Origin of the sequence: Streptomyces sp. NPDC058459 (genome assembly GCF_042721685.1) — a bacterium.
Lineage (GTDB): Bacteria > Actinomycetota > Actinomycetes > Streptomycetales > Streptomycetaceae > Streptomyces.
Genome location: NZ_JBHXLV010000126.1, coordinates 1 through 19,185, shown reverse-complemented (window position 1 = coordinate 19,185; position 19,185 = coordinate 1). Strand labels below are relative to the sequence as shown.

The window sequence follows — 19,185 nt, the reverse complement described above, 5'->3', positions numbered from 1 at the left end:
CTCTCGAACTCGCCCCCCTGGGCATCCGGGTCAACGCCGTCGCTCCCGGCCCGATCGTCAACGACCGCTACGAGCTGCTGGACGCAGCCCAGCGCCGCAGCCGGGCCAGGCCCGTGCCGCTGGGCCGCGTGGGCGACGGCACCGACGTCGCCGCGGCCGTCGCCTTCCTGGCCTCGGCGGACGCCTCGTTCATCACCGGGCAGGTCCTCACCGTGGACGGCGGACTGACCGCCCAGATCAGGCCGCCCGGCACCGACCCGTCCCTCGACTCGCCCGCCACCGACCCGGTGCCCGCCACCGCAGACCACCTCGGAGGAACCGCATCATGACCGAGACGCCCCAGGCGCCGCTGAACCCCGACGACCTGGCCGCTCTCCGCGAGGCCAGCACCGCCACCATCACCACCCAGTTGTTCAAGCACGGCCTGCGCAACACCTTCCTCGCCGGCCTCGCGTGCGTGACGCCCGGCACGCCCCGCATGGTCGGTGAGGCGTTCACCCTCCGCTACATCCCGGCGCGCGAGGACGTCGACACCCTCGACGTGTACGACGACTACGACCACCCCCAGCGGGCGGCCATCGAGCAGGTCGGACCCGGACAGATCCTCGTCATGGACTGCCGCGGCCAGGGCCGCGCCGCCTCGGCCGGCAACATCCTCCTCACCAGGCTGTCCGTGCGCGGCGCCGCCGGGCTGATCACCGACGGCACGCTGCGCGACATCGGGGAGATCGAGCGCCTCCCGCTCCCCGTCTACGCGGGCGGCTCGTCGGCGATGACCAACCTGGCCCTGCATCACGCCGTGGACCTCCAGGTCCCCATCGGCTGCGCCGGGGTCGCCGTGTACCCCGGAGACGTCCTGGTAGGCGACGCCGACGGGGTGGTCTGCGTACCGCGGCACCTGGTGGCGGTGATCGCCCGGCAGGCGCGCGAGCAGGAGCGGCTGGAGACGTTCATCACCGAGCGCGTGGCCGCCGGCGCGCCGCTGCGCGGCACCTATCCGGCCGACGCCGAGACGTTGCGCGCGTACGAGAAGAGCCGCGAGAGCCGCTTCACGTCCTCTCTGCGCGACTGACCCACCTTTGACGACAGCCTTCAAGGAAGAAGGAACCGACCATGGTCAAGCACTACCGCAGACCGTCACTGGCCCTGCTGCTGGCGGGCACGCTCGTGGGGACACTGGTGTCCGTCACGGCCTCCGCCTCGGCCGCCGCGGCGGACTTCACCGGCGACTTCGACACCACCGCACCGGGCGCCGTTCCGGCCGGCTGGTCCGTCTCGGGCGGGGGCGGCGACGCCACAGCGCAGGACGTGCCCGGTACCGTCGACCGCGCTCTGCGTCTCAAGGACACCTCCACCGGCGCCCCGGTCATCGTGGGCACCCGCTTCCCCAGCACCTCCTCGGCGGTCGACACGGGCTTCCGGCTGCGTGCCGCCCAGACCTCCGCGACGGTGGGGGTGCACCTCGACGGCTCCCAGGGCCACAGCGTCACCGTGGCCCTGAGCGCCGACGGGCGCCTGTACACCTACGACGGGACCAGGCGAGTCGACCTGGGTGCCTACACGGCCGACCGCTGGTACGACATCAGGGTGGTGGCGCACCCGTCCACGGCGACGGCCGAGGTGTACGTCGACGGCGAACGCCGGGCCGAGGGCCTGGCCTTCAGGACGGCCGCGACGGCTCTGGACGGACTGCGGGCCGGTGTGTCCACCGCCGGCACCGGCACCGCCTGGGTGGACGACGTGCGCGTCGTCACCGAGAGCGCCCCGCAGGGCTGGCCGTACCTCGGCTCGATCGCCCCGCGGACCGCACAGCAGGTCGGCTCGTCCAAGCTGCTCGTCGGCGCCGAGACCCTGGACCGCGGCTACACCGACTACCGGGCGTTCGGCCCCTACCTGGGACGGCTCGGCGCGACCGGCGTCCGCCTCCAGGGCGGCTGGGCGAAGACGGAGCAGACCAGGGGCGTCTACGACTGGGCGTGGCTGGACCGCGTCGTGGACGACGCGCGGCGCCAGGGCCTCAAGCCCTGGCTCCAGCTGTCCTACGGCAACGGCGCCTACACCGGGGGCGGCGGCTCCGGCCTCGGCGGCAAGCTGCCCTCCTCGGCCGAGGCACTGGCCGGCTGGGACGCCTGGGTGACGGCGACGGTGAAGCGGTACAAGGGCCGGGTCGCGGAGTGGGAGGTGTGGAACGAGCCCAACCTCGCGGGCATCCCGGTCGCCGACTACACCGACTTCTACGTCCGCACCGCCTCCCTCGTCCGCGCCGAGCAGCCGAACGCGGTGATCTTCGGCCAGGAGGCCGGCATCGACGTCCCCTACGCCCGGGACTTCCTCACCCGCCTCTCCCAGCAGGGCAAGGCAGGGCTGCTCAGCGGCATCAGCTACCACCCGTACAACGCCGATCCCGACGACGCCTGGACCTACCAGCAGGTCGCGAAGCTCCAGGCGCTGATCGCCCAGTACGCCCCCGGCGGCGTCGTACGGCAGGGGGAGAACGGCGCGCCCAGCGGGCCCGGCAGCTACGGCGCCCTGGGAGACCTCGACTGGACCGAGCTGAGCCAGTCGAAGTGGCTCCTGCGCCGCCTGGTGAACGACCTGGGACGTGACATCAGCACCAGCGTGTTCAGCATCTCCGACCTGCACTACCCCGCGAAGATCAACAGCAAGGGCCTGCTCCGGACGAACACCGACAAGAGCATCCGCTACGCCAAGCCCGCCTTCTACGCGGTGCAGAGCGTGGCGTCCCTTCTGGACAGCACCGTCAAGCCGCTGCCCGACTACTCCTGGAGCAGTACCTCAAGCACGCCGCTGACCGTACGGGCGTTCGCCAAGCGCGACACCGGACGGCAGCTCGTCGGCTTCTGGTCCGCGGCGGGCAAGCCCAGCGAGGACACCGCCCGCACCTCCACCGACCTCACCTTCCGGGGCGGCGACTTCACCGACCCGGTCCTCGTCGACCTGCGGACCGGGGCCGTCAACGACATTCCCGCCGACCACTGGTCGGTCCAGGGCGACACGTACACCTTCACCGGCGTGCCGCTCTACGACTCGCCGGTGCTCATCGCCGACCGTTCCGCCATCACCCTCTAGTGCCCGGTCTGTCCCCGCTTCCCGGCGGGAGGCGGGGACAGACCCTGGAGGCCCTCGTGCACGCCCCTGTCAGAGCCGCGCTGAAGTCCATCGTCGGCGCCGGCCACTACCGCGAGACCGACGGCGACCTCGCACCCTTCAGCCGCGACGCGACTCCGCTCTTCTCCGCACGACCGGACGCCGTCGTGTTCCCCGCCGACACGCAGGAGGTGTCGGCCGTCCTGAGCCTCGCCGGACGGCACGGTGTCCCGGTCGTGCCACGCGGTGCCGGTTCCAACCTCTGTGCCGCGACCGTTCCGCTGCGCGGTGGTGTCGTCCTCTCCCTCACCCGTCTGAACCGCATCCTGGAGATCGCGCCGGCCGAGCTGCTGACGCGCGTGCAACCGGGTGTCACCAGTGCCCGGCTGGCCGACGCCGCCGCCGGACACGGCCTGCTGTGGGCACCCGATCCGGGCAGCCGGACCGTCGCGACGATCGGCGGCACCATCGCCACCGACGCGGGCGGGCTGCGCGGGCTGAAGTACGGCGTCACCCGCGACCACGTCCTCGGCCTGGAGGCGGTGCTGCCCACGGGCGAGGTGATCCGCACCGGCGGCCGGCTCCACAAGAACGTCGCCGGGTACGACCTCACCCGGCTGCTCACCGGCTCCGAGGGCACCCTCGCGGTGATCACCGAGGCGACCCTCGCCCTGCGGCCGGCCCCCCGGACCTCCGGCACCGGAGTGGCCTACTTCCCGCACCTCGCCGCCGCGGGCCGGGCCGTCACGGCGATCATCGCCGGCGGCGTGCTGCCCGCGACCCTGGAATTCCTGGACCGGCCCTGCATCGCGGCAGTGGAGGCGTTCGCCGGTCTCGGGCTGCGCACCGACGCGGGCGCCCTCCTCCTGTTCGGCGACGACGGCGAACCCGACGCCGTGGCACGCGCGCTGGAGCACATGAGCGAGGCGTGTGCCGCGAGCGGGGCGCTGGAAGTGACCCGGGCCGCCCATGTCGCCGAGGCGGAAGCCCTGCTGGCGGCCCGCCGCTGCACGCTGCCGGCCCTCTCCCGGCTCGGCTCCCTGACCATCCTGGAGGACGCGACCGTCCCCCGCCCGCGCATCGCCGAGATGGTGCGGCGCATCGACGGCATCGCCGAGCGCCACGCCCTGACCATCGCGACCTTCGGCCACGCGGGCGACGGCAACCTCCACCCCACCTGCGTGATCGGTTCCGCGGACGACGCGGAGGCCGTCGCGCGGGCGGAACTCGCCTTCCGGGACATCTTCGCGGCCGCCGTCGACCTGGGCGGCACGATCACCGGTGAGCACGGCGTGGGCGCGGCCAAGCTGCCCTACCTGTCCACGCAGCTCGGCCCCGCTCAGACGGCGCTGCTGCGCCGGGTCAAGGACGCCTTCGACCCGGCGGGAATCCTCAATCCCGGAAAGCTTGGTTCATGACCGATCCCGTCTTCGACCCGGACCTCCTCTCCCGTTGCATATCCTGCGGTTTCTGCCTGCCCGCCTGTCCCACCTACGCCGAGACCGGTGACGAGGCGTCCTCGCCCCGAGGCCGGATCACCCTCATGCGGGCGCTGCAGGACGGCGATCTGGACCCCTACGACCCGACCCTCGATGAGCAGGCGTCGCAGTGCCTGGGCTGCCGGGCCTGCGAGCCGGTCTGCCCGGCCGGCGTCGAGTACGGGCAACTGCTCGAACAGTGGCGCGACCACCAATGGCGGGGACGCAGACGCCCGCCGCTCGCCCGCGCCCTGATGCTGGTGGCCGGCATGCGGCGGATCTTCTCCCCGCTCGGCGCGGTGCGCGGAGCCGCTCGTACCGGCCTCCCGACCGGGCAGCCGGTGCCCGAGGCGTCGCTCATGCTCGGCTGCTTCGAGCGCGTCCTGTTCCCCGAGGTCAGCCGGGCGGCGCGCGAGCTGGCACCCGAACTCGCGGTCCCCGCGGACCAGGGCTGCTGCGGCGCCCTCCACGCGCACAACGGCGACACGGCGGCGGGCGAGCGGCTCGCCCGGCGACTGGGGGACGACCTGCCCGGCACCATCGTCACCACCTCCGGGGGCTGCGCCGCCCATCTGGCATCCGTCCTCGGCGCCGGGCGGGTGCGCGAGCTGTCCGTCCATCTGGTCCACCGCGGAGCGCGGGGTGAACTCCGGGTGGACGGCCGCCGGGCCGTGGTGGCCCTCCAGGACTCCTGCCACCTGCGCAACGGGCTCGGCGTGACGCGGCAGCCCCGCGACCTGATCGCCCAGGTGGCCGACTACGTGGAGCTGCCCTCCGCCGGGACGTGCTGCGGTGCCGCGGGGACCTACTCGCTGCTCAGGCCCCGCGACTCCCGGCGCATCCTGAACGCCAAGATCACCGAGATCGAGGCCGCCGGAGTCGACTACGTCACCGCCGTGAACCCGGGGTGCCTGCGCCAACTGCGCACCGGTCTGCGCCGGAGACGGTCCGGGGTGAAGGCAGTGCACCTCGCGGAACTCCTGGCCGAAGCGGCACGAACGCCCTCCGGGTGACGCACGTTCCCCACCAGTGGGGCCGCCCCCTCCCCCAGTCGACGAAAGGCAGACCCGTGTCCTCCCTCAGCACCCCCAGCACCTCCAGCACCTCCAGCACCTCCGGCACCCCCGCCCCTTCCACGCCGCCCTCCTCGGAACCCGCCCGCACGGCCGCCGAGGCGGCGGCGCGAGCGCGGGCCGCCGCCCCGGCGCTCGCCGCTCTCCCGCTGCCCACGCGTGCCTCCCTGCTGCGCGGCCTGTCCGGTGCGCTGGGCGAGAACAGCGCCCACCTGGCCGCCGTCGCCGAGGACGAGACCCGGCTCGGCCTGGACCGCCTGCACAGCGAGATCCGGCGCACACAGGCGCAACTGGAGATGTTCGCCGACGTCGTCGAGGACGGGGCGTTCCTCGACGTCATGATCGACCCGCCCGACCCCGCCGCCAAGCCCGCGCCCCGGCCCGACATCCGGCGCATGCTGGTACCGCTGGGTCCCGTCGCCGTGTTCTCCGCATCCAACTTCCCCTTCGCCTTCTCCGTGCTGGGCGGCGACACCGCCAGCGCGCTCGCCGCGGGCTGCCCTGTCGTGGTCAAGGCGCACGAGGGCCACCCCCGGCTCTCCGACCTGACCCGGGAACTGGTCGCGCGGGCGGTCCCGGAGGACGTCCTCAGCGTCGTCCACGGCCGGGCGGAGGGCCGGAGCCTGGTCACCGACCCGGCTATCAAGGCGGTCGGCTTCACCGGCTCCACAGCGGCGGGCCGGGCCCTGTTCGACCTCGCCGGCAGCCGGCCCGATCCCATCCCCTTCTACGGCGAACTGGGCTCACTGAACCCCGTCGTCGTCACCCCGGCGGCCTGCGCGGCGCGCGGCGCGGACATAGCCCGGGAGTACGTCGCCTCGGTCACGCTCGGCCAGGGCCAGTTCTGCACCAAGCCGGGCCTGCTCTTCCTGCCGGCCGGCCACGGTCTGGACGACGTACTGCGCCGGGAGATCGCCGCGGTCACTCCCGCCCCGCTGCTCGGCCAGTGGATCGCGGCGGCCTACCGGGAGACCCTCGGGGACCTCGCCTCCCACCAGGCGGTCAGTCCGCTGCACCTGCCCGGAACACCGGCGGACCCGCGCCGCTCCGCCCCCGCACTGCTGACCACCTCGGCCGAGGACATCCGCGCCTTCCCCGAGGAACTGCTGCGGGAGTGCTTCGGACCCGCCTCACTGGTCGTCACCTACGACTCCCCCGAGGACCTGCTGGAGACCCTGGACGTCCTGCCCGGCAGCCTCACGACCACGGTGCACGGACAGGAGGGCGTGGAGGACGGGCTGGTCCGCCGGCTGACGGAGGCCGGGAACACCGGACGCCTCATCTGGAACGGCTGGCCCACCGGCGTGGCCGTCACCCCCGCCATGCACCACGGAGGGCCCTGGCCGGCGACCACCGCAGCGCTGCACACCAGCGTCGGCAGCAGGGCCGTCGCCCGCTGGCTGCGGCCCGTCGCCTACCAGAACGTCCCCGACGCCCTGCTCCCGGAGCCGCTGCGCGGCAGCAACCCCTGGAAGGTGCCTCAGCGCAAGGACCGTGCGCCGGTCGGCGGATGACCTCCCCGCTGTCACTCCGGCGCCCGGCGCGACGTGCGTGGATCATGCCCACCCGCCATGGTGAAGGAGTGTCACCCGGTTCAGCCAGGGCATTCGGAGCTGGACCGACGTCAGCCCGGCCGCCCCTGCGGTGCCGGCCGGAGCCAAGCCAAGGAGAGCGGCATGTCGCAGGTGGAAGAGTCCATCGAGGTCAACGTCCCCGTCCGGAACGCCTACGACCAGTGGACCCAGTTCGAGGACTTCCCGCAGTTCATGGACGGCGTGGAGCGTATCGAGCAGCGCACCGAGTCCCTCCTCCACTGGAAGACGAAGATCGCTGGGGTGGAGCGGGAGTTCGACGTGGAGATCACCGAGCAGATCCCCGACGAGCGGGTCGCGTGGACCAGCATCGGCGGGGAGGTCCACCAGGCCGGGGTGGTCACGTTCCACCGCCTCGACGACGGCACCACCAAGGTCATGCTCCAGCTGGACTACGACCCGGAGGGCCTGGCCGAGAAGGTCGGGGACAAGCTCGGCTTCGTCAAGCGCCAGGCCACCGGTGACCTGAGGCGGTTCAAGGACTTCATCGAGGAGCGCGGCGGCACCACGACCGGCGAGTGGCGCGGCGAGGTCTGAGCACCTGCCCGACGACGAGGGCGGGTCCGGCGCATGTCGGCCCGGCCCGCCTTCGGTTCACCGAACCACGAACGACCACGGCAGACGAGCGAGGAGTGCCGCCATGCATGATGTGCTTCCCCCGCCCGCCGGCCGGGAAGAGCCCCCGGACCCCACCGCGCCGTGTGCTCACCCGGGCGGGAACGGACCGGCTAGGTCCAGGGCGGCCGAGGCGTTCGTCCGGTACGCCGACGAGCTGGCGGCCGGGCGGGTGGACTGCCCGCTGCCCGGCAGCGGCAGGACCGCCGCCCGGTTCGACGCGCTGGCGGAGATCGCGCGCGAGGATCTGTGCACGGCCCGGCTGGCGGAGGGGCATCTGGACGCGACCGCGATCCTCGCCGAGCTGGACGGGGAGCCGGTGCGGCCCGGGGAGTACTGGGGGGTGTGGGCGGCCGAGCCGCCCGGCGCCGGGCTCACCGCGACCCGTACCCCGGACGGATGGGTGCTCGACGGGATCAAGCAGTACTGCTCCGGGGCGCACAGCTGTACGCACGCCTTGGTCACCGCGCTTGCCGACGACGGGCGCCGGCTCTTCGCGGTGCGCACCGGCATCCCAGGCGCCCCCGGCGACGCGGCGCGGCCGGCGTCCGAGGACGGGCCCGGCTGCCGGCCGGTGCCCGGGACATGGCAGGCGGTCGGCATGGCCGGCAGCGACAGCCCGGACGTCCGCTTCACCGCGGTCCCCGCGACCCCGGTCGGCGGAGTGGCGGCGTACCTGCGCCGACCCGGCTTTCACCACGGTGGCGTAGGCGTGGCCGCCTGCTGGTACGGCGGCGCCCGAGCGGTGGCCCGCGTCCTGTTCGAGCGGGCCGGCGGGCGCGCCGACCCCTTCACCGACGCCCACGCCGGTGCGGTCGACCTGCGGCTGCACACCGCCGACACGGCGCTCGCGCGGGCGGCCGAGGAGATCGACGCCGACCCCCTGGACAAGGCGGGTACGGCCGGGCTGCGCGCCCTGCGGGTGCGGACACTCCTGGCAGAGGTGTGCGCCGAGGTGCTGGACCGGGTCGGCCGGGCGACCGGCGCGGGGCCGCTGTGCCACGACGAGCGGCACGCGCGGGCCGTGGCCGACCTGACCGTCTACGTACGCCAGCACCACGCCGAACGGGATCTCGCAGCCCTGGGCGCCCTGGTGTGCCGCGATGCCGGAGCCGGCCGTTGAGCGCCGCCGAGGACTACGCCGACCCGATACAGGCCCCCGGCACTGACGAGCGGGAGTGGCGCGCGTGGGACGGCTGGGACCGGATGGCGGAGTACGTCCTGCCCACGGCGGGGCGGGTCGTCGTGGTGGCGGCTCACCCGGACGACGAGGTCCTGGGCGTGGGCGGGTCCCTCGCCCTGCTCGCGGCGGCCGGGGTCGCGCTGACCGTGGTGTCCGTCACCGACGGCGAGGGATCACACCCCGGCTCCACACGTCTGACCCCGGCCCGGCTCGCCGAGCTGCGGGCCGGTGAACTACGCGACGCACTGGCGGAGTTGGGCGCACCGCAGGCGGAGATCGTGCGACTGCGGCTGCCCGACACCGAAGTGGCCCGGCACGAGGAGCGCCTGACGGACGAGCTGACCGCCCTGCTGTCGGACGCCGTGCTCTGCCTCGCGCCGTGGACGCGGGACGTACACGGTGATCACGAGGCGGCGGGCCGCGCCGCGCTGGCCGCCTCCCGTACGGCGTCGGTGCCGTGCCGGCTGTACCCGGTGTGGCTGTGGCACTGGGGCCGCCCCGGAGACGCCGGGGTGCCGTGGCGGCGGGCCGGCCGGATCGTCCTGCCGCCCGGGATCCAGACGCGCAAGCGTGCCGCCGTCGACCGGTTCGTCACCCAGACCCGGCCGCTCGGTGACGCGCCGCAGGATGCCGCGGTGCTGCCTCCGCACGAGTTGGCCCACCATCTGCGCGGCTGGGAGGTGGTGTTCGGATGACCCGGCCCCGTACGCCTGACGCGTACTTCGACGGTATGTACCGCGCGGCCCGGGACCCGTGGCGGCTGTCCGAACGGTGGTACGAGCGGCGCAAGTACGACCTCACCGTCGCCGCGCTGCCGATGGCCCGCTACCGTCGCGCGTTCGAGCCCGGCTGCTCGGTGGGTGAGCTGACGGTCCGCCTGGCGGAGCGCTGCGACGCCGTACTCGCCTGTGACCGGGTCGAGTCGGCGGTCGAGACCGCCCGTATGCGCACGGCCGGCCTGCCGAACGTGTCGGTGCGCCGGACCCGGGTGCCCGAGGAGTGGCCGGACGGATCGTTCGACCTCATCGTGCTGTCCGAGCTGCTCTACTACCTGGACGACAGCACCCTGGACGAGCTGCTGGAACGTACCCTCGGCTCGCTCGACCCGGCCGGCACTCTGGTGACCGTCCACTGGAACCATCCGGTGGCGGAGCACCTGAGGACCGGCACCGGTGTCGCGCGCCGCCTCGACGCTCAGCCGGGACTCGCCCTCCTCGCCGACCATCGTGAGGAGGACTTCGTCCTCCAGGTCCACCAGCGCACCGGCCCGGACAGCCCTACACCGCCCGGAGTGGCCGCTCGCGAAGGGCTCGCATGAGCGCGGCCACCCTCGCGGTCGTCATCCCTGCCCACGACGAGGAGCGGCTGCTCCCGTCGGCCCTGGCGGCGCTCGCCCGCGCCGCTCGCCACCCGGAGCTGGCCGCCGAGCGGGTGCTGACAGTGGTGGTGGCCGACGCCTGCCGCGACCGCACGGCGGCAGTGGCCCGCGACGCCGGGGCCCTGGTCGTCGAGACCGACTGCCGGAGCCCCGGCCGGGCCCGCGCGGCCGGCGTCCGGCTCGCGCTCGAACGCTGCCTCACCGGGCCCTCGGCCGTGTGGATCGCCACGACCGACGCCGACAGCGTCGTCCCGTCCGGCTGGCTCGCCCACCAGCGGGCCCGCGCGCGGGAGGGCTGGCAGGCCGTCGTCGGGACCGTGGCCCTCCCCCTCTCCTCGCCGCTGGCCGCGCCGCACCTCGCGCTGTACGAGACGACGCGGCCCCCGGCGGGCGCGCCCTGGCTCCACCCGCATGTGCACGGCGCCAACCTGGGCTTCGACGCCCACGCCTATCTCGACGCCGGGGGTTTTCCGCCGCTCACCACCGGCGAGGACCACGCCCTGGTGCGCGCTCTGGAACGACGCGGCCACCGGGTGCTGCGCACCGCCGACTGCCCGGTCCTGACCTCGCCGCGACTGCGCTCCCGGGCCCGCGGCGGCTTCGGCCACTTCCTGTCGGCGATGGCCCGCTCCACGGACGTCTGACATCCGAGCGGGGCACCGGTTCACCGGACTGGGCGCTCCCGGTCGGGGCGCGGCCGGAGACCCGGCACGATCGGACGGGGGACGCGTTCCGCTGCCAGGCCGGGATCAGTGGCTGGGATCAGTGGCCGGGGATCAGTGGCCGGGATCAGTGGCTGGGCAATGCGCTGTCGGCGTCGGCGCGTCCCCTGGGGATGGCCCACTGGCAGACGGGGGCGGCCAGGGCGGCGAGGGCGGCGCAGACGGTGAACGCGGTGCTGAAGCCGCCGGTGGGCCAGCTGCCGCCCGTGGTAGGTCCGGTGACGCTGGTGCCGGCCAGCGCGGTGACGAGGGCGACGCCGATGGCCGAGCCGAGTTCGTGGCCGCTGTTCACGATGCCGGAGACGGTGCCGGCTATGGCGTGTTCGGCGCCGGCGAGTGCGGTGGTGGTGGCGGAGACGAGCAGGGCCCCGATTCCCAGGGTGAGCAGGAACAGACCGGGCAGCAGGTGCGGCCAGGCATCGCTGTCGGCGTCGAGCCGGGTGAGGAGTGCGGCGCCGGTCGCGGCGACGAGGAAGCCGGTGGTGGCGGTGGGGCGGATACCGACGGAGCGCGCGGTGCGGGTGCCGACGTGGACGCCGAGGCCGATGGCGAGGGCGCAGGGCAGGAAGAGCAGTCCGGTGCGGACCGGGGTGAAGTGCAGGACCTGCTGCAGGTAGAGGGAGCTGAGGAAGAAGCCGGCCAGGAGCAGGGAGGACGCGGTGAGCATCAGGGCGAGGCCGGTCAGTACGGGGCGCCTGGCGAGGATCTCCAGCCGCATGAGGGGTTCCCCGCCGTGCTTCTGGGTGGAGCGTTCGATGAGGACGAACACCGCTGCGGCGACTCCGCCGAGGACGAGGGCACCCAGGGACTGCGGTGCGGCCCAGCCGACGTCGCCGGCGCGGACGAAGCCGAAGACCAGGAGGGCGGCGGTCGCGGTGACGGCCAGCGCGCCGGCGAGGTCGACCCGCCGTCGGGCGGGTGTGTCGGTGCGGGGCAGCAGCAGGGGCAGAGCGGTCAGAACGGCGATGCCGGCGGGGACGTTGACGAAGAAGATCCAGCGCCACGACGCGTACGAGGTGAGGACGCCGCCGAGGAGGACGCCGAGTGCGGCGCCGGCGCCCCCGATGGCGGACCAGATGCCGATCGCGCGTGTCCGGTCGCGGCCGGTGAACATGGTGGTGACCTGGGAGAGCGCGGCCGGTGACATGAGGGCCGCGCCGACGCCCTGGGCAGCGCGTCCGCCGATGAGCGCGCCCGCGCCGCCGGCGAGGCCGGAGAGGGCGGAGGCGGCGACGAAGAGGACGAGCCCGGTCAGCAGCATGCGGCGGCGGCCGAAGGTGTCGGCGAGCTTCCCTCCAAGGATCATCAGTCCGCCGAAGCACACCGAATAGGCGGCGACGGCCCAGGTGAGGTCCCCGCCCCGAAGGTCGAGCGCACGCCCGATCGTGGGCAGGGCGACGTTGACGACGGTGATGTCGGCGATCAGCATGAACTGGGCCAGACAGATCATGGTGAGGGCCAGCCATTTCCGGCGCGGCACCGGGTCGACTGGCGCCGGCTCCCTGCCGTGCGCGGCGGCGGGAGCGGTGCGGCGCTCGAAGTGCGACATGGGGCTCTCCTCCTGGAGGGTGCCGGGTCGGGCGTGGGCGACGGCCCCCCGGGGGGTTCGCGGGCGGGCAGCCGGGTGCCCTGAGCGGCGGGGCGGCCGGGGAGCCGGGGCGGCGACCGGGCGGACCCCTGACTCCTGGACGGTTGTTCACTAACGGACTAATGTTTCTGACGAGTCTGACGAAGACGGGCCGGCGCCGCCAGGAACAGATCGCGGTGGACGTCCACTACCGGACGGATCGGCGATATTGGCCGGGAACTCGGCACAGAGGGAGCGGGTCATGAGAGCGGCGGACCGTTCGGACCGCAGGGTGCGGCGCACCAGGTCGGCGCTGATGAACGCGCTGAAGGAACTGATCCGCGAGAAGCGCTACGAGTCCATCACCGTGGCCGACCTCCTTGAGCGCGCGGACGTCGGGCGCTCGACCTTCTACACCCACTTCTCCTCCAAGGACGACCTGCTGGCCGGCGGCATCGAGGACATCGGAGCCGAGCTGCGGTCGGCCTTCGCCGCCGCGGGCCACTTCACCGTGGAGCCGGTCTTCCGTCACGCGGGCGACCACCGCGACCTCTATCTCGCCCTCTCCCACGGCCCCGCCGGCCGCCTCTTCCTGGACCAGCTCCACGACCACCTCGCCCAGTGGTTCACCGACGCCCGGGACGACGACGGCACCGCCGCGATACGCGCCCACTACGCGGCAGGCGCGGTGGTCGGAGCCCTCAGGTGCTGGCTGGCCGACCCCCGGCTCACGGCCGAGGACGCGGCGCGCCTGGTGGAGGACGCACGCCGCTCACCCGCACCCGGGGTGTAGCCCCCCAGGGCCCCGGCCTCCGGACACGCGGGCACGGCGGTTGTCCCGGCCGTCCGGAACGGTACGCCGACCGCGTGCACTCTCCGACAGGCCACGGCGGGTGGGCTTCCCTGCCGGTGGTCGTCGGAGGAGTATGCCGGGTGTCCTGCCCGCGGCGCGGAAGACACCGGTGACACAGTGACGGTTACGACCGAAGCACAGGGCTCACCGCTCATGCCCGCGACGTTCCTCAGCCGCGGCACCGACACCTGACGGCGCGGCACGGACCACGGCCGCGGGGTCACCTGTACGGATCTGCCGGGACGCGTACCGTTCCCGGCGGTGGTCTCGTTCCTCGCGGGACCCGTCCGAGCCGACATGCTCGGAGCGCACGGCGGCAGAGAGATCTTCCGCTTCCGCCCCTGGGCCGTGCGGTCCCTTCCGCCGGGGTACCCCCGCGCCGGCAGCCGTAGCAGCCGTCCGCGTGCGAACCCTCCGCGTCAGGGTGACGATGACGTAAGTCCCTGGTCCCGGCAGCGCAGTCAGGAGAGGTGCCGTGCCGCTCACCCGAATCCTTGTCGTCGGTGCCGGCTTCGCAGGCGTCGAGTGCCTCCACCACTTGGAACGGAGCCTGCGGCCGGAAGAGGCCGAGCTGATGCTGGTCTCCCCGGAGGACTACCAGCTCTACCTTCCGCTGCTTCCGCAAGTGGCGTCCGGCCTGCTGACCCCCCAGTCCATCGCGGTCTCCCTCCGAAGACGCCTCCGCCGCACCCGGTACATCCCCGGCATGGCGACAGGCGTCGATCCCGGCAGCAAGAAGCTGACCGTGCGGGCCGCGAGCGGTGCGCAGCGCGACCTGCACTACGACGTACTGCTGATCGCCGCGGGCAGCACCACCCGCCTGCTCGATATTCCCGGTATCGAGGAGCACGCCCTGGGCATCAAGACCCTGGCACAGGCGGCGTACCTGCGCGACCACGTCATCAGCCAGCTCGACGCCGCGGCCGTCACCCAGGACCCGGCCGAACGGGCCGAGCGGCTCAGGTTCGTCGTGGTCGGCGGCGGCTACGCGGGTACCGAGACCGCGGCGGCCCTGCAACTGCTCACGGAGGCGGCGGCCCGCCGGTTCCCGCGTCTGAATCCCGCCGACCTGAGCTGGCATCTGGTGGACATCGCACCACGGCTCCTGCCGGAGATCGGTGAGCGCCTGGGTGACAAGGCGCTCGCGGCGCTGCGCAAGCGCGGCATCGAGATCTCCCTGGAGACGAGCGTCAAGCGTCTGACCGCGCGCGCGGTGGAACTCACCGACGGACGCACCCTGCCCACCCGCACCCTGGTCTGGACGGCGGGTGTCGCGGCAAGTCCGCTGGTCAACACGTTGGACGCTGATCTGCTGAAGGGGCGACTCGTCACCACCCCCACCATGAGCGTGCCGGGGGCGCCGGGGGTCTTCGCCGTCGGAGACGCCGCGGCGGTTCCGGACCTCGCCAAGGGCGGGGACTCCGTCACGCCTCCGACGGCCCAGCACTCTCAGCGCCAGGGCAAGGCGGTGGCCCGTAACATCGCGGCGACCCTCCGTGGCACGCCGCTCAAGCCGTACTACCACCGCGACCTCGGTCTGGTCGTCGACCTGGGCGACACCTACGCCGTGTCCCGGCCCGTCGGCATCGAGCTGTCCGGCTTCCCCGCACAGGTGGTGGCGCGCGGGTACCACCTGTTCGCCCTGCCCACCCTGACAGCGCGAAGCAGAGTCCTTGTCAACTGGACGCTGCACGCGACCACTGGGGACGACTTCGTCAGCACGGGCTTCCAGCGCGGCCGCCCCGCCACCCTGCCCCGCTTCGAGCACATCGACCAGTACCGCACCGGATAGCTGGTCCTGAGGGACAGGCCGCCGAGGACCGGGGAGACGAGCGCCACAGTTCTTGACCCGGTGGTCCATAACCCGGTTTTTTACCGTACCGTCCATAACTTAGCCCGTGCACCACGGTTCGGGCCTCGACGTTGTGACAGCAGAGTGCGCGGGCGTTGATCCGTGCCGGACAGGAGCCTGATCATGGGACAGCTGGACGGGAAGACGGCAGTCGTCACCGGAGGCAACAGCGGAATCGGACTGGCCACCGCCAAACGATTCGTACAAGAGGGCGCGCACGTGTTCATCACCGGCCGACGCCAGGAAGCGCTCGACGCCGCGCTGGCGGAGATCGGTCCGGGAGCCACCGCCGTGCGGGGCGATGTGTCCGACCTGGCCGACATCGACCGCCTGTACTCGGTCGTCGCCGACCAGGGACACCGCATCGACGTGCTGTTCGCCAATGCCGGCGGCGGCGAGTTCGCCACGCTCGAGCAGGTCACCGAGGAGCACTTCGACACGACCTTCGGCATCAACGTGCGAGGGACGCTCTTCACCGTCCAGAAGGCACTCCCGCTGCTCAACGACGGCGCCTCGGTCATCCTCACCGGATCGACCGCAGCCACCGCGGGCAGTGAGTCCTTCGGCGTCTACGGCGCGACCAAGGCAGCGATCCGCTCTCTCTCACGGACCTGGGCCGCCGAGCTGAAGGGGCGGCAGATCCGGGTGAACACCCTTGTCCCCGGACCGATCACCACCCCGGGCACCTCCGGGCTGGCCGCCGACGCGGAGGGAGTCGCCAAGTTGCAGGCGCACTTCGCGAGCCTGGTGCCGCTGGGACGGATGGGCCGTCCTGACGAGACCGCCGCAGCCGCGCTCTTCCTCGCCAGTGATCAGAGCAGCTTCGTCACCGGCTCCGAACTGTTCGTCGACGGTGGTCTGAACCAGGTCTGACCGGGTGATCCGGCCGCCGCGCCCGCAGAGCATGGAGGGTTCGGCGGCCGGATCGAGTCAGCGGCTGACGGCTCCGCAGTACAGCGGGCCCGCCGGAGCCTGACCCGGCGCCACGCGCCAGTTCGGCCACCTGGACCCACCCGGACCCATGGGCCCGCCCGGCGTCACGGGCTGGACCGGCTGGACCGGCTGGGCCGGCTGGGCGGGCTGGACCGGCTGGACCGGCTGGGCCGGCTGCGCGGGCTGGGCGGGCTGGACCGGCTGGGCGGGCTGTGCCGGCTGGGCGGCGCTCGGGTCGGCGGGAGGCTGGGCCGCCGCGCCTGGAGCCCGCGTGCTTCCCGAGGCCCAGATCTGGTCGACCTTCGCGCGCTCGGTGGCGTCCGGGTAACGGTTGGTGCAGGACGGGCCGGGACCGCCGCCCGACATCAGCTCACTGCACGGTCCGCTGTAGTGATCCGGCAGACCCAGGATGTGCCCCGTCTCGTGGGTGACGACCCGGACGGGGTCGTTCTGCTTGATCTGGGTGTAGTCCAGGAAGACAGATCCGCCTCCGTGACCGTCGGTGGAGGCGTGGGACCCCTGCGGGTCGTTGCCCTCGCGGTAGGAGAAGTCGGCATTGCCCGACGCCTCCTGGAGCTTGACGTTGGACTCCGAGCTGTTCCAGATCGAGGCCGCGCTCGCTATCTGCGAACGGAAGCTCGGCGCCTGGGAGGCGTCGTAATGGAGAGTCACGGCCTGGGTGCTGCCGGGCTGGGCGGCGCGCTTCGCCGCCACCGTCTTCAGCACGGAGTCGAGGAACGCCTTGCTGTTCACGGTCTCCTTGACCGACCCGGCGTACCGCGCCGAGGAGGAGGCGGCCGGAGCGGAGGGGGCGGCGGCCGGCCGGGCACTGGCCGGCACCGCCGCGCCCAGCGCTCCTGAGGCCAGTCCCAGGCCGAGAGTGAGGGCGAGCAGTCTTGCGGGCGTACGGGGCGACATCATGTGGGGGTGCTCCTACTCGCTCGGTGACGTGGGGCGCCCAGTACGCGGTCATCTCGGCGTGGATACCGGTTCCGAACTGCGGTGACGTCCTGTGGGGCGACATTCTTAGGACCGCCCGCCAGGGAGGGCAATGGGTCCCTCTCACTACGCCGCCTCGTAGGCCGCGGCGCCTCGGCGGAGCGGTGCGCGGGTCCGCCCGCGACGCGGGGGGCCGACGAGAAGAGCTGTCGGAACGTCAGAACTGTTACCGCGCGCGGCAATCAGCATGTAGGCGACATGCCGGAATTTCCGGGTGTGCGGCAGCATTCGCATTCATTACAAGGCGGCCAAATGCCCCCATTACCGTCAGGCGGCTTCTACTAAGCGCGCACGTGGGTGGGGCAGGCCCGTGAGCGACGTCACAGAAGACGGGGTGAGAAATGCGGAATTTTGCCCCTTCGAGGCTTCCGGCGAGAAGCAGCCCGCCCGAGCCCCCACCTCGGCATAACGAATTCGATGTGCACGGGACACCTGGACTTGGTCAATCACCCCCCAACGAAATCTAGGTTCGTGGTCAAGCAATGGAAAAACGTCAACGGAGGACGCTGTGTCCCTGGACATTCGTAGGGCGCGCCGGTTCGCCGCTCCCTCAGCCGCAGCTATCGCTGCCGCGGTAGTGACGATGGTGGTCAGCCCGACCCTGGGAGCATCCGCGTCAGCTCCGCACGGTGCGGCCAAGGCCAAGAGCGCGAAGGCGAAGAACGTCATCTTCATCAACGGCGACGGCATGGGCGCGGCCGCGCGTCAGGCCGCTCGTCTGCACCTGGCCGGTCTGGGTGGCCAGCTCGCGATGGACAAGCTGCCCGTCTCCGGTCAGCTCACCACCGAACCTGACGACCCGAAGGCCGTAGTCACCGACTCGGCCGCCGCGGCGACCGCGTGGGCGACGGGCGAGAAGACCTACAACGGCGCGATCAGCGTCGACGTGGACGGCAATCCGCTGGCCACGCTCGGCCAGCAGGCGAAGGCGGCCGGCAAGGCCACCGGCCTGGTCACCACCGCGCAGGTCACCGACGCCTCGCCGGCGGCGTTCTTCTCCAACACCGCCAACCGTTCGGCGCAGGACGAGATCGCGCGCCAGTACATCGAGGTCTCCAAGCCGGACGTCATCCTCGGTGGCGGCGAGGACTGGTGGCTGCCCGCGGGCAAGGCCGGCGCTTTCAAGGACCAGCCCGCCGAGGACCCGTCCGAGGCCAGCAAGGGCACCAAGGGCGACCTCGTCAAGAAGGCCAGGAAGGCCGGCTACTCCTACGTCCATGACGCGGACCAGCTCAGCCGCGCCAAGGGCGGCAAGCTCCTCGGCCTCTTCGCCAACGAGGAGATGTTCCAGCAGCGCCCCGAAGGCCAGGGCGACGTGTACAGCCCGGTGGTCGGCCTCTCGGCCATGACCAGCAAGGCCCTGGACACGCTGGACAAGAACAAGAAGGGCTTCTTCCTCATGGTCGAGGAGGAGGGCGTGGACGAGTTCGCCCACGCCAACAACGGCACGCGTGTCCTGCAGTCCGTGCGGGAGCTCGAGAAGGCGGTCGCCGTGGCCCGCGCCTACGTCGCCACGCACCCCGACACCCTGCTGGTCGTCACCGGCGACCACGAGACCGGCGGCCTGGCCGTCGAGGAGTCCGACGCCGCCGACGAGTCCGGCACCGGAGTCTCCGCCGAGGACGGGCCGTTCAGCATCCGCGGCAGCGACAAGAGCTTCTACATCGACTGGACCACGTCCAGCCACACCGGAGTCGACGTGCCGGTGACGGCGGTCGGTCCCCTGTCGGACCGCTTCACCGGCAAGCACGCCAACACCCATGTGCACGATGTCCTGAGCGAGGCCCTCACCCGCCGCTGACCCAGGCGGACCGAGGGCGGTGGCCGGACGC

The 19,185-nt window shown here is 72.7% G+C and carries 17 protein-coding genes; 15 read left to right on the top strand and 2 right to left on the bottom strand.

The annotated features are described in order from the left end of the window. From ACFWN1_RS21800 to ACFWN1_RS21750, 11 genes are all read left to right on the top strand, one after another. Positions 1–329: SDR family oxidoreductase (locus tag ACFWN1_RS21800; RefSeq protein ID WP_384364321.1), on the top strand; the 329-nt coding region annotated here is incomplete at its 5' end. Next, positions 326–1,072: a ribonuclease activity regulator RraA gene (locus ACFWN1_RS21795; RefSeq protein ID WP_384364319.1), complete on the top strand. Its 747-nt coding sequence runs from the start codon at positions 326–328 to the stop codon at positions 1,070–1,072. The genes ACFWN1_RS21800 and ACFWN1_RS21795, both read left to right, overlap by 4 nt. Before the next feature lie 41 nt (positions 1,073–1,113). Further along, positions 1,114–3,090, top strand: coding sequence for a hypothetical protein (locus ACFWN1_RS21790; protein ID WP_384364317.1), 1,977 nt, complete (start codon positions 1,114–1,116; stop codon positions 3,088–3,090). Positions 3,091–3,146: 56 nt separating this feature from the next. Beyond that, on the top strand, positions 3,147–4,526 hold the full coding sequence (locus tag ACFWN1_RS21785) for an FAD-binding oxidoreductase (protein WP_384364315.1): 1,380 nt from the start codon (positions 3,147–3,149) through the stop codon (positions 4,524–4,526). Then, on the top strand, positions 4,523–5,599 hold the full coding sequence (locus tag ACFWN1_RS21780; protein ID WP_384364313.1) for a (Fe-S)-binding protein: 1,077 nt from the start codon (positions 4,523–4,525) through the stop codon (positions 5,597–5,599). Before ACFWN1_RS21785 ends, ACFWN1_RS21780 begins: the two co-directional genes overlap by 4 nt. A gap of 56 nt (positions 5,600–5,655) precedes the next feature. After that, positions 5,656–7,173: an aldehyde dehydrogenase (NADP(+)) gene (locus ACFWN1_RS21775; RefSeq protein WP_384364311.1), complete on the top strand. Its 1,518-nt coding sequence runs from the start codon at positions 5,656–5,658 to the stop codon at positions 7,171–7,173. Positions 7,174–7,335: 162 nt separating this feature from the next. Beyond that, positions 7,336–7,788 (top strand): SRPBCC family protein, encoded by a 453-nt coding sequence (locus ACFWN1_RS21770; RefSeq protein ID WP_384364309.1) that lies wholly within the window; start codon positions 7,336–7,338, stop codon positions 7,786–7,788. A gap of 103 nt (positions 7,789–7,891) precedes the next feature. Next, a complete protein-coding gene (locus ACFWN1_RS21765; RefSeq protein WP_384364307.1) occupies positions 7,892–8,989 on the top strand; it encodes an acyl-CoA dehydrogenase in 1,098 nt (365 codons plus the stop codon). Then, a complete protein-coding gene (locus ACFWN1_RS21760; protein WP_384364305.1) occupies positions 8,986–9,744 on the top strand; it encodes a PIG-L deacetylase family protein in 759 nt (252 codons plus the stop codon). Before ACFWN1_RS21765 ends, ACFWN1_RS21760 begins: the two co-directional genes overlap by 4 nt. Beyond that, the gene (locus tag ACFWN1_RS21755) at positions 9,741–10,367 is read left to right on the top strand and encodes a class I SAM-dependent methyltransferase (protein ID WP_384364303.1); all 627 of its coding nucleotides are present in this window, start codon (positions 9,741–9,743) and stop codon (positions 10,365–10,367) included. Before ACFWN1_RS21760 ends, ACFWN1_RS21755 begins: the two co-directional genes overlap by 4 nt. After that, the gene (locus ACFWN1_RS21750) at positions 10,364–11,071 is read left to right on the top strand and encodes a glycosyltransferase (RefSeq protein ID WP_384364301.1); all 708 of its coding nucleotides are present in this window, start codon (positions 10,364–10,366) and stop codon (positions 11,069–11,071) included. The genes ACFWN1_RS21755 and ACFWN1_RS21750 overlap by 4 nt, the downstream gene beginning before the upstream one ends. 145 nt (positions 11,072–11,216) lie before the next feature. On the opposite strand, the gene ACFWN1_RS21745 is transcribed toward ACFWN1_RS21750, so the two are convergent. Next, positions 11,217–12,698 (bottom strand): MFS transporter, encoded by a 1,482-nt coding sequence (locus ACFWN1_RS21745; protein ID WP_384364299.1) that lies wholly within the window; start codon positions 12,696–12,698, stop codon positions 11,217–11,219. A gap of 280 nt (positions 12,699–12,978) precedes the next feature. Here ACFWN1_RS21745 and ACFWN1_RS21740 point away from each other — a divergent pair, with 280 nt between their 5' ends. The 3 genes from ACFWN1_RS21740 to ACFWN1_RS21730 all read left to right on the top strand — a co-directional run bounded on the left by ACFWN1_RS21740 (position 12,979) and on the right by ACFWN1_RS21730 (position 16,294). Then, entirely contained in the window at positions 12,979–13,509 is a 531-nt protein-coding gene (locus ACFWN1_RS21740; protein WP_384364297.1) for a TetR/AcrR family transcriptional regulator, read from the top strand. A gap of 535 nt (positions 13,510–14,044) precedes the next feature. Next, the gene (locus ACFWN1_RS21735) at positions 14,045–15,361 is read left to right on the top strand and encodes an NAD(P)/FAD-dependent oxidoreductase (RefSeq protein ID WP_384364295.1); all 1,317 of its coding nucleotides are present in this window, start codon (positions 14,045–14,047) and stop codon (positions 15,359–15,361) included. A gap of 183 nt (positions 15,362–15,544) precedes the next feature. Beyond that, entirely contained in the window at positions 15,545–16,294 is a 750-nt protein-coding gene (locus tag ACFWN1_RS21730) for an SDR family oxidoreductase (protein ID WP_384364293.1), read from the top strand. A gap of 57 nt (positions 16,295–16,351) precedes the next feature. Here ACFWN1_RS21730 and snpA read toward each other — a convergent pair whose 3' ends face one another. Further along, positions 16,352–17,275 carry a snapalysin gene (gene snpA / locus ACFWN1_RS21725; RefSeq protein ID WP_384364291.1) on the bottom strand — a complete coding sequence of 308 codons (924 nt, stop codon included), beginning with the start codon at positions 17,273–17,275 and terminating at the stop codon, positions 16,352–16,354. Between the two features lie 661 nt (positions 17,276–17,936). On the opposite strand from snpA, the gene ACFWN1_RS21720 reads away from it, so the two are divergent. Beyond that, a complete protein-coding gene (locus ACFWN1_RS21720; RefSeq protein ID WP_384364289.1) occupies positions 17,937–19,154 on the top strand; it encodes an alkaline phosphatase in 1,218 nt (405 codons plus the stop codon). The last annotated feature ends 31 nt before the right edge of the window (positions 19,155–19,185 follow it).

Excerpts from the sequence above, each read along its gene's own strand:
- ACFWN1_RS21755 (WP_384364303.1), top strand. The coding sequence starts at position 9,741 with ATGACCCGGCCCCGTACGCCTGACGCGTACTTCGACGGTATGTACCGC.
- ACFWN1_RS21790 (WP_384364317.1), top strand. The coding sequence starts at position 1,114 with ATGGTCAAGCACTACCGCAGACCGTCACTGGCCCTGCTGCTGGCGGGC.
- ACFWN1_RS21740 (WP_384364297.1), top strand. The coding sequence starts at position 12,979 with ATGAGAGCGGCGGACCGTTCGGACCGCAGGGTGCGGCGCACCAGGTCG.
- ACFWN1_RS21795 (WP_384364319.1), top strand. The coding sequence starts at position 326 with ATGACCGAGACGCCCCAGGCGCCGCTGAACCCCGACGACCTGGCCGCT.
- ACFWN1_RS21765 (WP_384364307.1), top strand. The coding sequence starts at position 7,892 with ATGCATGATGTGCTTCCCCCGCCCGCCGGCCGGGAAGAGCCCCCGGAC.
- snpA (WP_384364291.1), bottom strand. The coding sequence starts at position 17,275 with ATGATGTCGCCCCGTACGCCCGCAAGACTGCTCGCCCTCACTCTCGGC.
- ACFWN1_RS21770 (WP_384364309.1), top strand. The coding sequence starts at position 7,336 with ATGTCGCAGGTGGAAGAGTCCATCGAGGTCAACGTCCCCGTCCGGAAC.
- ACFWN1_RS21745 (WP_384364299.1), bottom strand. The coding sequence starts at position 12,698 with ATGTCGCACTTCGAGCGCCGCACCGCTCCCGCCGCCGCGCACGGCAGG.
- ACFWN1_RS21750 (WP_384364301.1), top strand. The coding sequence starts at position 10,364 with ATGAGCGCGGCCACCCTCGCGGTCGTCATCCCTGCCCACGACGAGGAG.
- ACFWN1_RS21780 (WP_384364313.1), top strand. The coding sequence starts at position 4,523 with ATGACCGATCCCGTCTTCGACCCGGACCTCCTCTCCCGTTGCATATCC.
- ACFWN1_RS21720 (WP_384364289.1), top strand. The coding sequence starts at position 17,937 with ATGGTGGTCAGCCCGACCCTGGGAGCATCCGCGTCAGCTCCGCACGGT.
- ACFWN1_RS21730 (WP_384364293.1), top strand. The coding sequence starts at position 15,545 with ATGGGACAGCTGGACGGGAAGACGGCAGTCGTCACCGGAGGCAACAGC.